This is a genomic window from Kibdelosporangium philippinense (assembly GCF_021390435.2).
Taxonomy (GTDB): Bacteria; Actinomycetota; Actinomycetes; order Mycobacteriales; family Pseudonocardiaceae; genus Kibdelosporangium; species Kibdelosporangium philippinense.
The window spans coordinates 1,774,254-1,788,257 of the sequence record NZ_JAJVCN010000003.1; the positions used below are offsets into that span (position 1 = coordinate 1,774,254).

General features: G+C 65.8%; 13 protein-coding genes. 5 read left to right on the top strand and 8 right to left on the bottom strand.

What is annotated here, in order from left to right:
* Window positions 1-113: 113 nt before the first annotated feature.
* Window positions 114-419: a hypothetical protein gene (locus LWC34_RS40485; RefSeq protein ID WP_250109465.1), complete on the bottom strand. Its 306-nt coding sequence runs from the start codon at window positions 417-419 to the stop codon at window positions 114-116.
* 764 nt (window positions 420-1,183) lie between these two features.
* On the opposite strand from LWC34_RS40485, the gene LWC34_RS40490 reads away from it, so the two are divergent.
* Window positions 1,184-1,813 (top strand): superoxide dismutase, encoded by a 630-nt coding sequence (locus LWC34_RS40490; RefSeq protein WP_233730490.1) that lies wholly within the window; start codon window positions 1,184-1,186, stop codon window positions 1,811-1,813.
* A gap of 259 nt (window positions 1,814-2,072) precedes the next feature.
* Here the strand turns inward: LWC34_RS40490 and LWC34_RS40495 are convergent, their stop codons facing one another.
* The 4 genes from LWC34_RS40495 to LWC34_RS40510 are packed head-to-tail and all read right to left on the bottom strand — an operon-like array spanning window position 2,073 to window position 6,332.
* Window positions 2,073-3,062: a hypothetical protein gene (locus tag LWC34_RS40495; RefSeq protein ID WP_233730491.1), complete on the bottom strand. Its 990-nt coding sequence runs from the start codon at window positions 3,060-3,062 to the stop codon at window positions 2,073-2,075.
* Window positions 3,019-4,386: an MFS transporter gene (locus tag LWC34_RS40500; protein WP_308200205.1), complete on the bottom strand. Its 1,368-nt coding sequence runs from the start codon at window positions 4,384-4,386 to the stop codon at window positions 3,019-3,021. The genes LWC34_RS40495 and LWC34_RS40500 overlap by 44 nt, the downstream gene beginning before the upstream one ends.
* Window positions 4,387-4,390: 4 nt before the next feature.
* Window positions 4,391-4,822, bottom strand: coding sequence for a MarR family winged helix-turn-helix transcriptional regulator (locus LWC34_RS40505; protein ID WP_233730492.1), 432 nt, complete (start codon window positions 4,820-4,822; stop codon window positions 4,391-4,393).
* Between the two features lie 49 nt (window positions 4,823-4,871).
* The gene (locus LWC34_RS40510) at window positions 4,872-6,332 is read right to left on the bottom strand and encodes an NCS2 family permease (RefSeq protein WP_233730493.1); all 1,461 of its coding nucleotides are present in this window, start codon (window positions 6,330-6,332) and stop codon (window positions 4,872-4,874) included.
* Between the two features lie 18 nt (window positions 6,333-6,350).
* Between LWC34_RS40510 and LWC34_RS40515 the strand changes: the two genes are divergently transcribed.
* Complete coding sequence (locus LWC34_RS40515) at window positions 6,351-6,617, top strand: DUF2530 domain-containing protein (protein WP_233730494.1); 267 nt, start codon at window positions 6,351-6,353, stop codon at window positions 6,615-6,617.
* Between the two features lie 234 nt (window positions 6,618-6,851).
* On the opposite strand, the gene LWC34_RS40520 is transcribed toward LWC34_RS40515, so the two are convergent.
* Both LWC34_RS40520 and LWC34_RS40525 read right to left on the bottom strand, forming a co-directional pair.
* Window positions 6,852-9,698, bottom strand: a complete 2,847-nt coding sequence (locus LWC34_RS40520; protein WP_233730495.1) for a sacsin N-terminal ATP-binding-like domain-containing protein — start codon at window positions 9,696-9,698, stop codon at window positions 6,852-6,854.
* Window positions 9,695-10,444, bottom strand: a complete 750-nt coding sequence (locus LWC34_RS40525) for a DUF3027 domain-containing protein (RefSeq protein WP_233730496.1) — start codon at window positions 10,442-10,444, stop codon at window positions 9,695-9,697. The genes LWC34_RS40520 and LWC34_RS40525 overlap by 4 nt, the downstream gene beginning before the upstream one ends.
* Window positions 10,445-10,481: 37 nt before the next feature.
* Here LWC34_RS40525 and LWC34_RS40530 point away from each other — a divergent pair, with 37 nt between their 5' ends.
* Genes LWC34_RS40530 through LWC34_RS40540 form a run of 3 tightly spaced genes read left to right on the top strand, consistent with a single transcriptional unit; the run spans window position 10,482 to window position 13,481 of the window.
* A complete protein-coding gene (locus tag LWC34_RS40530; RefSeq protein ID WP_372496723.1) occupies window positions 10,482-11,258 on the top strand; it encodes a glutaminyl-peptide cyclotransferase in 777 nt (258 codons plus the stop codon).
* A 45-nt stretch (window positions 11,259-11,303) separates the two neighbouring features.
* On the top strand, window positions 11,304-13,016 hold the full coding sequence (locus LWC34_RS40535) for an MFS transporter (protein WP_233730497.1): 1,713 nt from the start codon (window positions 11,304-11,306) through the stop codon (window positions 13,014-13,016).
* Between the two features lie 9 nt (window positions 13,017-13,025).
* Window positions 13,026-13,481 (top strand): DUF2771 family protein, encoded by a 456-nt coding sequence (locus LWC34_RS40540; protein WP_233730498.1) that lies wholly within the window; start codon window positions 13,026-13,028, stop codon window positions 13,479-13,481.
* A gap of 4 nt (window positions 13,482-13,485) precedes the next feature.
* Here LWC34_RS40540 and LWC34_RS40545 read toward each other — a convergent pair whose 3' ends face one another.
* Window positions 13,486-13,872, bottom strand: a complete 387-nt coding sequence (locus LWC34_RS40545; RefSeq protein WP_233730499.1) for a cold-shock protein — start codon at window positions 13,870-13,872, stop codon at window positions 13,486-13,488.
* Between the last annotated feature and the right edge of the window lie 132 nt (window positions 13,873-14,004).

The window sequence follows — 14,004 nt, forward strand, 5'->3', positions numbered from 1 at the left end:
ACAAGCAGGTCGGCGGGCTAGCCACGCTCACAGTCGGAAACACTCACGGCAAGATCGACAAAACCACAAGCAAGATCAACTAAATACTGCGCGAAAGGCCGAGGCTAGTGGTGTTATGAACGGGCACGTTCGCGTGCGTTCGTCCGGGCAAGATCATGGTTGAGTATGAGTTGCACGAGCGCATCCTGACGTGTCCGCCACGGTCCGCCGGAAACAGCAATCAGCAATGGAGTCAGGGCCACCCAACCGGTCCGGTCTGAGCGTCGCAAGATGCCGAGCAACACCGTCTCACCCTGCACCGTTGCAAGTGCATGATAGCTGCCACTCACCTCAAAATCGGGACTGCGCAACACCTTCACGGTGTTCGGGTCGACCTTGTCGGCCGGTGTCACGGCCCTGGGACTGGGATCGATGATCACGTCGCAATCCGTCGATTCCGTGACATGTTTCGTGACGGTAGACGTGTGCGATCCCGGCGCGAGTGCTGATCTCTCAGGGGTAACCGCGATGACCAACGCCCGCAATTGCTCTAGGGCGGCCCGTGCATCTTGGTTGGCGGTCACGGCATGACGAGCCGCTGAGAGCGCCTGCCCAACGTCGTCAAGCCTGGCAAGCAGCGCCGCACGATCCGGTTCAGCAGCCAGCCGCGCACGGCGGGCGCGCTGACGGCACGTAGCGCCGTGGTAAGTCGCCGGTCGTCCTGCCGTCCCCGCTCGGGCTGGCAAAGCCCCTCCGCAGCCCTCGCACAACACCGGCATGCACCCCTCATTCCGTGACATGTTTCGTGACAACAGGCATGTCACTGTAGCTCTTGTCACGAAATTTGTCACGATAGTGAGCGTGATCGAACCCTTCAGTGGATCCACCGTGAACATGCGACGCGGCCGCAGCACGGTCTTTGGCGCAGGCAACCCGTGATCAGGAGCACATTCTCGTCGCCGCAGGAACAACCCCAGATCGACGATGCCTCGCGTCACGCACGGGACCGCTCGTCACCGCGTTTTCGCTGGTCAGCCATAGTATACAAAGTTGTTAAGAATTTGTAGTACTTGCCGAGGACATGCCCAGGTATTCCATGTCCTGAGGTGATGATCGTCTAATCGGGGCCGCCATGTCCGACCCTCCTATTGCGAGTAGGTTGCAAGTACCAAATACTTGTGTCACCTACCCCTGAGGAGGGCCGATGGCCCCGTATGTCCTGCCGGACCTGGACTACGACTACGGCGACCTCGAGCCGGCGATCATCGGTGAGATCAACGAGTTGCACCACGGCAAGCACCACGCCGCGTACGTCAAGGGCGCCAACGACACGATCGAGAAGATCGACGAAGCCCGCGACAAGGGCGACTTCGGCTCGATCGTCGGACTGGAGACGACGCTGGCGTTCAACCTCGCCGGTCACTCCCTGCACCAGGTCTGGTGGAAGAACCTCAGCCCGAACGGCGGCGACAAGCCGACCGGCGAGCTGGCCGCGGCGATCGACGAGTTCTTCGGCTCGTTCGACAAGCTGCGCGCCCAGCTGAACGCCGCCGCGACGACGATTCAGGGCTCCGGCTGGGGAATCCTGTCATGGGACCCGGTCGGCCAGCGGCTGCTGACCCAGCAGCTGAAGGACCACCACGCGAACCTGTCCATCGCCACCACGCCGCTGCTGGCGTTCGACGTGTGGGAGCACGCGTACTACCTGCAGTACCGCAACGTGAAGGCGGACTACATCAACGCGCTGTGGAACGTCGTCAACTGGGAAGACGTCAACCAGCGGTTCGTCGACGCCCGCAACGGGCTGAACGGTCTGCGCGTGCCGCAGGCCTGATTCACGAGACCTGGCAGCGGATGCTCCGACAAGCGAAGCTGCCACTTGGAGAAGCCCCTGGCCCGCGCGGCCGGGGGCTTCTTCGCTGCTCAGCCCTCGTGAGTGGTTATCCGGGTTAGAACACGAATAACCACTCACGAGGTTTCGATGTTGCGGAGTTAGTGAGGGTAGGCTAACCTCATACCTGTCCGCTTCGTGGTGGGAGCGGCAGTCAGTTCGGGAACAGAGAGAGCCCCGGCCCGCCGGCCGGGGCTCTCATCTATCTGGTGAGTTCCCGCGGCCAGTACTTCTGGACCATCCGCTGGTACTCCTCCTCCGGGTCGTCCGCGTAGATGTCCCACGGCCTGCTGCTCAGCATGTCGTTCATCCCGAACAGATGCACGAACGCCAGGTCCGCGTTCCCGGCAAGGCTGAGCGCCGCCGCGAAGTAGTTGTGCGCCTCGAACTTTCGCGGGTGTGGCCGCTCCTCGAACATCCACCGGTTCGACGCGATCGTGAGCTGCGAATTCACCTTCTTGAACATCTCACGCCCCATCGCGAGAGGATTGCTGCCCCGCCGGACTTTCGCCTGGATGAGCACCTCGAAGTACGCGACAACCAGTATCGCGGTCACCGGGTCGCCTTCCGGGGCGTTCTGCACCGTGTACAGCGCGAAGTCGGACATCTCCGCATGCGAGCCGTACCACTTCTCAGCCACGACTTGCAGGCGCGTCCAATGCGCCGGGTAGAGCGTCGGCGCGCGTTTCACCGTCTCCGCCCAGATGGCGTCCTGCTCTGAGCGGTCAAGGCCGAGGCCCATGCCCATCGTCAGCATCTGCGCCCACGGGGTGGCGTCGTCCGGCAGCATCTCCGCCGCCGTCATCAGCGGGCCACGAGCCTTTTCCAGGGTCGTGAGGAACATCTTGGCCCGGTCCTCGCCGACCGACGACGCCCAGCCGCCGCCCCGGATCGCCCACGCCTCACCGATGTAGGCATCCCCGGCGAGCAGCATCAGTTCCGGGTCACGGTGGCGCGCCGCGAGTTCGGCGATCTCGTCCGCGCTGCCGACCAGCCGGTGTCCGAGCCTGCTCAGCCGAAGACTCCGGGATTCCGCGTTGTCCCGGCTGTCCACGAGAACCGTGACCGCGGCGTTCAGCTTTCCTTCAAGCAACTCGGCTTCTGCCGCGTCGAGCAGATCGTCGTCGTAGCAATGCCCCCAGACGACCTCACGTCTGGGCAGTGGCGCTTTCTTCTTGCCGAACAGTCCCACGAACTTCCCCCTGCGCTGCCGATGGCTTTCCCGGCAGACTAGTCCGCCAGCGCAGGACCAGGCCCAGTAGCACTGCGGCGAGGACCGAAACCGTGCCACCGAAGAAGAACGTCGACCGGCCGCCGAACTCGTCGGCAAGCCACCCGGTCAGCAGACCGGCGATCGGGTTGCCACCAAGGAAAAGCAGCATGTAAAGGCCCATCACCCGGCCGCGCATCTCTTGCTCGACCGACAGTTGCACGGTCGTGATCGCGGTGTTCATGAACGTCATGACGACGACGCCGACCGGGATCAACGCGATCGCGAAAGCCAGGTACGTCGGCATCATGCCCGCAGCAATTTCGAGTACACCGAACACAAGCGCCGAGCCGAACACCATTCGCAGCTTCGGTTTGCCACGCACACTGCGTCGCGCCGCCAGCAGCGCGCCGGTGAGCGTGCCGACCGCGAGCATGGTCGAAAGCAAGCCGTAGCCATCGGCTTCCTTGTGGAAGACGTTCGCCGCCATGATCGCCAGCGTGGTGAAGAACGTGATCCCGAACGTGCTCACGCAGAACACCAAGACCAGCACAGTCACCAGGTCCGCGCGGCCACGGACGTAACGCAAGGCTTCCCGCAACTGGCCTTTGGCGCGCGCCACGGCGGGTCCGCGATGCAGTTCGGACGGCCGGATCAGCAGCAGTCCCGTGATCACCGCCATCGTGGTCGCCGCGTTGATCAGGAACACCGGTCCGGTACCGACCAAGATGATCAGCACACCGGCGACCGCCGGGCCGACCACGCGAGCCAGGTTGAACGACGACGAGTTCAGCGCGAGGGCGTTGGTGACCAGACCGACGCCGACCATCTCGCTGGTGAACGACTGCCGCACCGGGGTTTCCACCGCTGTGAAGCAGCCGAACACGAAGCACAGCACGTACACGTGCCAAACCTGAACCCAGCCCGAGACATCCAGCACGCCAAGGACCACGGCACAGGCGGCCATCCCGCTCTGCATGGCGATCAGGAGCTTGCGTTTGTCGAGACGGTCCGCCAGCACGCCGCCGTACAGCGAAAGGAAGAGCGTCGGCGCGAACTGCAGCGCGGCCGCGATGCCGAGCGCGACCGGGTTGTTGCCGGTCAGGGTGAAGACGAGCCAGTCCTGCGCGATCCGGTTCATCCAGGTGCCGATGTTGTTGACGACCTGGCCGGAGAAGAACAGCCGGTAATTGCGGATGCGTAAGGACGAGAAGGTGCCTTGCTTCGGCTGCTCCGGCGGTGGGGGTAGGTCTGTGTCGAGGTTGGTTGGTTTCTTCCCTCGGGTCCCACCCGCGCCGGTCAGCACCTCTTTATTGCCCCGCCATCCTGTCGATGATCTCGGCCGCGCGGGAGAGCAGCTCCCGCTCGGATTCGTCCAATTCGGACAGTCGTGCGTCCAGCCACGCCTCGCGCGCGGCCACGTCGGCCTCGATGTAGCCGAGCCCCTGTTCGGTCAGCTCGACGATCACTTGCCTGCCGTCACTCGGATGGGACCGTTTGCTGATGTAGCCGAGGTCCTCGAGTGCGGCGATCACCCTCGTCATCGAGGGCGGCTGTACGCCTTCGCGCGCGGCCAGCTCACCCGGCGTCATCGAGCCGCACTTGTGCAGGCTGGACAGCGCGGAGATCTGGCTCAACGTGACGGACGCATTTGTCCGTTGTGCCCGGAGCCTGCGGTTGAGACGCATCACCGACAGCCGGAGTCGGCTGGTCAGCGAGTGCTCATCGGCGGGACCGGACACATACTTAGCATACCTTATGAATTAGCGAGCTGCCCTACATAACTCAGAGTCACCCAATTGCGCCCTGAATCGGTCCAACCGCGAAGTACGCGACGAACGCGGCCGCGACCACCCAGAGCAGCGGGTGGACCGTCTTCGCCCGGCCGGACACGATCTTCAGGACCACGTAGCTGATGAACCCGGCGCCGATGCCGTTGGCGATCGAATAGGTGAACGGCATGACCACGATGGTCAGGAACGCGGGCAGCGCGATCGTGAAGTCGGTGAAGTCGATCTCCTTGATCTGCGCCATCATCAGCACACCGACTATCACCAGCGCCGGAGCCGCGGCCTCGACCGGGATGACCTGGTACAGCGGCGTGAGGAACATCGCGGCGATGAACAGCAAGCCCGTGACCACGTTGGCAAGCCCAGTCCGTGCGCCTTCGGCGATACCCGACGCCGATTCGATGTAGACGGTGTTCGAACTGCTGGACGCGGCACCACCAGCGACCGCGCCGAGAGAATCCACGAACAGCGCCTTGCCGACGCCGGGCAGCTGCCCGTCCTTGCCGATCATGCCCGCTTCCTTGCCAAGACCGGTCATCGTGCCGACCGAGTCGAAGAAGTCGGTGAGAATCAACGTGAACAGCAGCAGGACGACCGTCAAAGCGGGCACCCGGCTCCACGCGCCGAACGAGAACTCGCCGAGCAACGACAGGTCCGGCAGACCAATCGCTTGCTCAGGCATGGCCGGATAGCCGAGGTTCCAGCCCTTCGGGTTCACGCCCTGCGACGGCCCGGCCTTGACGATCGCCTCAAGCACGATGGCAAGGACGGTGGAGAACAAGACGCCGATCAGGATGGCGCCTTTCACCCGTTTGACGACCAAGATGCCCGTGACAAGCAGGCCCACGATGAACAGGAACGTGGGCAACGACGCGATCGACCCCGAGATCCCAAGACCGACCGGGACCGTTGTGTTGGCCGCGTCCGGAATCCTGCGGACGAACCCGGCATCGACCAGGCCGATCAATGTGATGAACAGACCGATCCCCACCGCGATCGCGGCTTTCAACGGCTGTGGCACGGCGTTGAACACCGCCGTCCGCACGCCCGTCAACACGAGCACCATCACGATGAGGCCGTTCAGCACAACGAGGCCCATCGCTTCGGCCCAAGTCATCTGTGGCGCAAGCGTGACCGCGACAAAGCTGTTGATCCCCAGACCAGTTGCCAGGGCGAACGGGTAGTTCGCGATCACGCCGAACAGGATGGTCATCACGCCCGCGACCAAAGCCGTGACGGCGGCGACCTGGCTGACCGGCAGGATGTCGCCGAGGACATCGCGGTGCGCGGACGGTCCCTCGGCCGCGAAACTGCCGATGATCAGCGGATTCAGCACGACGATGTACGCCATCGTGACGAACGTGACCAGCCCGCCCCTGATCTCGCGTCCGGCGGTCGAGCCACGCTCGGTGATCTTGAAGAAGCGGTCGAGCGCGCCGCGGCGGCTGGTGGTGTCGGCCATGCGGGTAGCCTGCATCACGTGGCGTCCACAGAGGAACCCGAAACCGGAAAATCACTTCCGCCGCCCCCGCCACCCCCGGCGCGGCTGGTGGATCTGTGGCGGATCGTCATCGTCGGCAACATCGCCTGGCTCGGGGTCCTGATCGTCGCCATCTTCACTGGTCCGAGCGTCCTTGCCTGGACCGCGTTCACGGGCATCGTGCTCGGCGGAATCGGCATGGCCATCATGACCTGGCAGCGCTCAGCCGCCCGTAAAGGCTCAAAGACCGCCCAACAGGGAATCTAAACCCGACGGCACCGCCCGGGCGTGTCCACCGTTCCGGCACACCGTGTCCACCGTTCCAGCACACCGTGTCCACCGTTCCAGCACACCGTGTCCACCGTTCCAGCACTATGAAATTCCCTGCCGAGCGCCCGACCGCGCAACTCGGTGTGCCGCAATGTGTATTTCGGTGTGTCGGAACGGTGGACACGCGCTTCAGGAACGGTGGACACGGCCGAGGGTTGGGCGCGGGTGGGGTTAGGCCAGGACTGTCCGGGGGTCGGGGTCGTCGAGGATCGCGTGGATCACGTGGCGATCGATCCAGTGGTCCGAGGCCCAGGCCAATGCTCGGGCCAGGCCGTCGGGCGTGTCCTCGCAGTGCACGCGGTTCTGCCGGTCGACCCACCAGTGCACCCGTTTGCCGTTGGCGGTGAGCTCGTCGTGCACGATCACGCCTTCAAGCGGCAGCTCGAAACCCAGCAGCTCGGCGGCAACGACCACCGCGCCGAGTTCGGCCCACGGGACAAGCTCGCCGCCGGTCACGTCACCCGCGGATTCCGAGGCCAGCGGCAGATCCAGGAGCTCGGCCAACGGTTCGGCGGCATCGTCGTCCAGTGCGGCCACGACGCGGTCGGGTGGCAGCACGGCCAGCAGCCATGGGGCGTCGAGGACCACGCAGTCCTCCGCGTCCACAGCTTCGCCGGACAAGACCCGCACATGGTCCGGGGCGTCGACCAACGACACATCGACAGACCCGGCCAGAGCTGCGTGGGCGCGTAAGGAAACCCCATGCGCGACAGTCCGAGCAGCATCGCCGAGGCGGTCCAGCAGGTCCGAGGCGTCCGACGCGTCCTTGATTTCCAAGTGGGTACGGACCCCGGCAGCCGCCGCGAGTTCGTCGCCCAGCTCCAAAGGAAGCGGGTCGTACAGACCGACGAGATCGTGGGCCGAAGCCGTACGCCAGAAGCGGGGTGCGCGGCCTTCGAGCAAGGCGTAGCGGGAGATCCACCAGGCTGTGTAGCCGCCGGGTTCGCGCAATGCTTGCCAGGTCGCGGGTTCGAGGGCGAGCAGGCGAAGGGCGTCCGGCCATTTGTCGTCGGCGACCAGGTCGAGGTCACGGACGGCCACGACTCGTTTCGGCTCCTCGGTGCCGAAGGACCACCATTCGTCCTCGTCCGCGAGGTCGTGCTCCGGGCCGATCGGTTCCTCGTCCACGATCACGGCGAAGCCGGTCAGGACTCCAACGGCCGACAGCACATCAGCGGACCAGCGTTCCGCGAACTCGGGATCCAGCAAGCCAAGTGGCGATTCCGGGTCGAGGACCGCGAGGAAACGGGATCCTGGCAAGGCCAATTCGTCCGCGGCACGCCAGTCACCATCGGAATCGGGCAGTGCCAACGACTTCAGCCAAGGCCGACCACCCGCCTGACCAACCAAGCCAAGCACCGCGTGCGCCAAACCCGAGACGATCAAGCCAGCCGAAGCATCGGCAACACTGCGCTCAACGGCCTCCTGCAAGGCATCCAGAAGTTCCGAAGCACCCGCGTGCCGCGCCCCAAGGCGTTCCAGCAACGGATGCGCGGCTTCCGGATGGACGAGACGCAAGCCAGGAACGTCCAAATCGGACAGAAACTCCGGCTCGTCGGCGAGCAATGTGCCACGCGGCCCAGGCAATGTGCGGCCGTCGACCAACGGCACGGGAAGGCCGCTGAGGTTGTCCCGGATCGTGCAGTCGTTCTCAGCGAATGGCGCGATGGCCGCATAAACCTGGTGCCACCACGAGGGTTCCTGGTCGATACCGGTCAATGCCGCGACGATCTCCGGGATCCGCAGGCGCGAGATTTCCAACGCTGCCAGGGCATGCGCGTGTTCCGGCTGAGCCAGCTGCGCGGAAGCCAGATTGGGCACAACATCGGAAAGCAAATCAGCCAACGAGTCCGACGGGATCTCAAGAACCCGTGCCACAGCAGGCTTCAAGGACTCTGTGACCCCGGGAAGCCAAGCCTGCGAACGCAGTTCGGCGATCAACAGCTCACGCAGCTGAGCATCCACATCGGACCGTGGGAACCCTGGCGCGGGAACCAGAGCCGTCCGGTGCATCTCCGAGATCCCGAAGACCAAAGACGGATACAACTTCGCGGCCTCGGCCATCACCTCGGACACACCGGGCGATGACATCACACGGCGGCGGGAAGCCTCGATCGGCAGGCTGGCGATCAGCCGTGCTGGCAACGAAAGCCGCTCATCCGTTGGCGTCGGCGCGTGCAGCACGTCCTCGGTCAACGGTTGCGGCACACCGGCATCGGTCACCGGGACGGCCCAGCAGACCATCCACTCCGGACTGGTCTCCATCCCGAGACCGGCTGTGTCGGACAACTTCCCCGAAGCCCGACGCAGCATCCACCGGGTTGTTCCCTCCGGCCCGGTCAGTACGACCGTGTCACCAGAGTCCGTGCTGGTCCACCGTGATCCGTCGACCTCGATCGAGGCTAAACCGGGTAATGCCAGCAACAGGTCCGGCGCCTGCTCACGGAAGCCTTCGAGCAACGCGGCCTGGTCGACGTCCGGCCGTAGCGGCAGCCGTACCTCGGTGTCAAAGCCTTCCGGCACAACGGAATCCGTTGGCCAGACCATTCGAAGCACCGGCACCTGGCCAGACCTGGCGGCCACGTGCTTCTGGATCTCCGGGATCTCCCGGGTTCGCTGCGCGGAGAACCGGACCGATCCCGTGGTCGAGACCACCTCAGGCTCGTCAGTCACCGACAGCACGGCGGAGAAACCCACACCGAACTGGCCGACCGTGCCAAGGATGTCCCGCTTTGCCGACGCACGCAGAGAAGCCAGCGCCGCAACGCCTTCCGCGTCGAGCGGCGCGCCCGTGTTGGCCGCGCGCAGCTCATTGTCCACAATGGATAGACGGATGCTGCCACCGAAACCGGCCGCGTCGGCCGCGTTCTGGGCGAGCTCGACGAGGAGCTTGTCCCGGTAGGCGCCTAAGCGCAGGTCTTCTTCGGCGTTCGCGTCTTCACGGAACCGCGTTGGCGAGGCACTCCAAGCCGCCAGCACCGCCTCGCGCAGGCGCTGGGTACCAAACGGGTCGTTCACTCGACCGGAGCCCGCTCGACGTCAAGCAAAGAGTCGTCGTAGATCAGATCGGCGACGAGAACCGGTGATCCCTGGTCGATCTGCAGCTCCGAATGGGCGCCGCAGCCGTACTGGACGTGCACGACGTGCCCGTCCGCCGGGGAGATCTCGTTGCCGCAGACGCCGAACGCGGCCTTCAAAGACCCGGCGACCTGCAGGTAGAAGCCGCACGTGCCGCAGTGTTCCGGCGCGCTGCGGGCCATGTCCGAGCGGGGCCCGAATTCACCGCCCTGCCAGCGGTCCGCCGCGTCGAGGCGAGCCGGGCGGGACATCACGCGGACCCGGCCGAGGCCGATCTCGCGGGCGACCTCTTCGACGGCTTCGTCGTCGGACTGGACGTACGCGGGCACGAGCCGGGGGTCGTCAGGAGAAGTCGGCAAAAGATCGCCGACACCGAGATCACCCGCCTGCACCCGCTGCTGCCACGGCACCCACGCGGGCGCGACGAGCGCGTCGGGGCCGGGTACGAGCACGACCTCACTGACGGTCACCGCGGTTCCGGGACCGGCGTTGGCCACCGTGACGGCCCAGTGCCAGCCGCGGTAGCCGGGCTTGTCAGCCTCGAAGAGGTGCGTGACCGCGGCCTCGTCTTCGGGCTGCACACCCACGTGCGCGCCGACCTCGTCGCCGGCTTCTTCGCGGGCGGCAGCGCGTGCATGCTCAACCGCGCCGTCAAGGGCGAGTTCTGGTGCGGGCGTCGTGCTCATCACGAAGATTGTGCACCACGTGTGTCACCCTTCCGGCGTGAAGGTGCTCCTTGTTGTCGCGGCCTGCGTATTGGTCGCTTCGTGCGACGCCGAGTCCGCTCCAACTGGGCCGTCCACGCCCGCGAAGTTACGGGCCGAAGTGGTCGCGGTCTTCCCGCACGACCCGACGGCGTACACGCAGGGGCTTGAACTGGACGGCGACCGGTTGTACGAGGGCACCGGCCTTGAGGGCCAGTCCAGCGTGCGAGAGGTCGACCTGCCGACCGCGCGCGTGGAGAAGAAGGTTGATCTGCCATCCCCCATGTTCGGCGAGGGCGTGACCGTTTCCGGGTCCACGATCTGGCAGCTGACGTGGCAGGACGGCGTCGCGATCCAGCGCGACAAGGAGACGCTGGCCGAGGTCAAGCGGGTGCCGTACACCGGCGAAGGCTGGGGCCTGTGCCGCGACGGGCAGCGGCTGGTGATGAGCGACGGCTCGGACAAACTGACCTTCCGTGACCCGAACACGTTCGAGCCCATCGGCGAGGTGCGCGTGCGTTCGGGCAGCGACCCGGTCACCCAGTTGAACGAGCTGGAGTGCACCGCGAACGGGGTGTACGCGAACGTGTGGCAGACCGACACGGTCGTGCGAATCGATCCAGCCTCAGGGAACGTCACCGCGTCCATTGACCTGGCCGGACTGCTGAGCCCGGACGAGCGCGCGGGCACGGACGTACTCAATGGGATCGCGGCTGTCCCCGGAACGGACGAGTTCCTGGTCACGGGCAAGTTGTGGCCGAAGCTGTTCCGGGTGAAATTCGTCACGGCGTCCTAGCTATCTCCCTGTGTGGCCGCTGTGGCTTTACGGCAGGATGGAAGGGTGCTTCGTTCCGGCTCTGACGACCAAGGCGGGGATCGGCCTGCCAAGGGCCGGTCCAAAGGCCGCAAGTGGACTGCGCGCCAGCCGCAGCAGTTCGGCGAGCAGCCACCGCCGCCCCCACGTCGTCAGCCGCCGCCGGTTCCTGAGGAACACCGTCAGACCGCGCCAATTCGTCGTGAGCAGCCGCTGCCTCCGCCGTCGACCAGATACGGCCCCGACGGCTACCCGGCGCCTCGTACCGGCCATACAGGCCCGTACGACTACTACGAGACCGAGCCGCCCCGACAGCCACCGCCACCTCCGCAGCAACCCGAGGCGCAGCACGCCTCGGAGGCCGCGACGTTGCCGCGCGGTGGTCTCCCTCAGGCGCCGAAGAAGCTGACCGTCACGCGCGTGGCTGCGTTGCGCAGCAAGCAACTGACGCAACAAGCAGTCGGCGCGTTCAAACGAGCCGCGAACGCCGATGGCGCCGACAAATCCGGTCTCACGTCGCTGACGTACGCGACGATGCTCAACTACGCCAGCGACGCGGCAATGGCCGTCGCGCTGGCGAACACACTGTTCTTCGCGGCCGCGAGCGCGGACAGCAGCAAGGGCAAAATCGCGCTGTACCTGCTGATCACTGTGGCGCCGTTCGCGTTGGTCGCGCCCGTGATCGGCCCGGCGCTCGACAAGATCCAGCGTGGCCGCAGGCTGGCGATGTGCGTCGCCTCCGCTGGCCAGGCGTTGATGTGCATCGTGATGGCGACCAACTTCGACTCGTGGCTGCTGTACCCGGCCGCGCTCGGCAAGATGGTGCTGTCCAAGTCGTTCACGGTCCTCAAGGCGGCGGTCACGCCGAGGGTCCTGCCGCCTGAGATCACGCTGTCCAAAACCAATGCCCGGCTGACGACGTTCGGTCTGGTCGCGGGAATGGTGTTCGGCGGTATCGCCGCAGGCCTGACGCAGATGTTCGACTCAGAAGGCGCGTTGTGGTTCACCGCCGTGATCTGTGTCGTCGGTGCGGTGCAGGGCATGCGGATCCCGGCGTGGGTCGAGGTGACCGAAGGCGAGGTCCCGGCGACACTGTCGGCGACGCCGACCAGACCGAAACGTCAGCCGATGGGCCGACACGTGGTGATCTCGTTGTGGGCCAACGGAACCGTCAAGGTGCTGACCGGCTTCCTGATGATGTTCTCGGCGTTCGCGATCCGCGCGGAGACCGAAGGCCAAGCGTTCCAGCAACTGCTGCTGCTCGGCATCATCGCGGCCGCCGCCGGTATCGGCAGTTTCGGCGGCAACGCGATCGGTACTCGACTGCTGGTCAACCGGCCTGATCAGATGGTGCTCGGCTGCGTGGTCGCATGTGTCACCGCGACTGTGGTCGCCACGATCCTGCCCGGCATCGGCACCATGGCGATCGTCGGCCTGATCGCGGCGACGGCCGCGGCACTGGCGAAAAACAGCCTCGACGCGGTGATCCAGCACGACCTGCCGGAGGAGTCACGGGCGTCGGCGTTCGGCCGGTCGGAAACCGTGCTGCAGCTCGGCTGGGTGTTCGGCGGCGCGCTGGGAGTGTTGCTGCCGACCACGTTCTGGGTCGGCTTCCTGGTGATCTCGGTGATCCTCGGGCTCGGACTGGCCCAGACGATACTGGCAACGAAGGGGAATTCCCTGCTCAACGTGGTTCGCCGGGCGACCCCGGCGCGCCGGACAGGTACCGAACCCACGTAGTCTCACCCCGTGCGCCGATTCGCAATCGCGTCGCTGCTGGCGGGCGGTCTGCTGCTCGCCGGATGCGCCGCGCCACACGACCCCGAGGTCACGTTCTTCGCCGACGGGGAAACCGTCAACATCGGGCCGTCGCCCGTGTGTGACGTGGCACTCGAGGAGTGCAAGCCGACGGGCTCGCTGGCCGTCCCCGGTGGCATGCCGCTGAACATCTCCGTGCCCAAGCAGATCGCTGACGCGCCATGGGTGGTCGTGTTCCGGTACCGCGCGGCGGATGGCAGCGTGCAGAAGGCGCGCTCGTCCCTGTTCCGTTCAGGAGGGACGTACGCGTACACGCTGCGCACCCCGACCGCGGGCGACCAGCTGATGCACGTCGAAGTCCAGCGCATCGGCGAAATGGGGCTGGACACCAACCAGGAGCTCTACTACCGCGCCGACGGCAGCTGGGCCCTCACCGTCTCACCGTGAAGGTTTACGGGTCGAGCTCGCGGGCTACGGCGCGGACGACTTCGGCGATTCGCTTGGTGGCCCGGCGATCCGGATAACGGCCGCGGCGCAGGTCCGGCTGCACCTTGGATTCCAGCAGCTTGATCATGTCCTCGACGAGTCCGTGCAGCTCCTCGGCCGGCCTGCGGGTCGCCTCGGCGACCGAGGGCATCGGGTCGATCAACCGCACCGAAAGCGCCTGCGGGCCACGGCGGCCGTCGGCCACCCCGAACTCAATGCGTTGGCCCGCCTTGAGTCCCGTCACGCCAGGGGGCAGCGCGGAGGCACGGACGTACACGTCCTCCCCGCCGTCCTGCGTGACGAACCCGAAGCCCTTCTCCGAGTCGTACCACTTGACCCGTCCGGTCGGCACAGCTCTCACCGTTCCCTCGTCGTCAGCATCAGCCGTGCGGCTCCACCCTCTCCTCCGCACGACTAACGCGCCCCGGGCACGCCCAGGACGCGTCGGTCTAGCCTATGCCAAACCGACGTTGCGGCGTAGCGC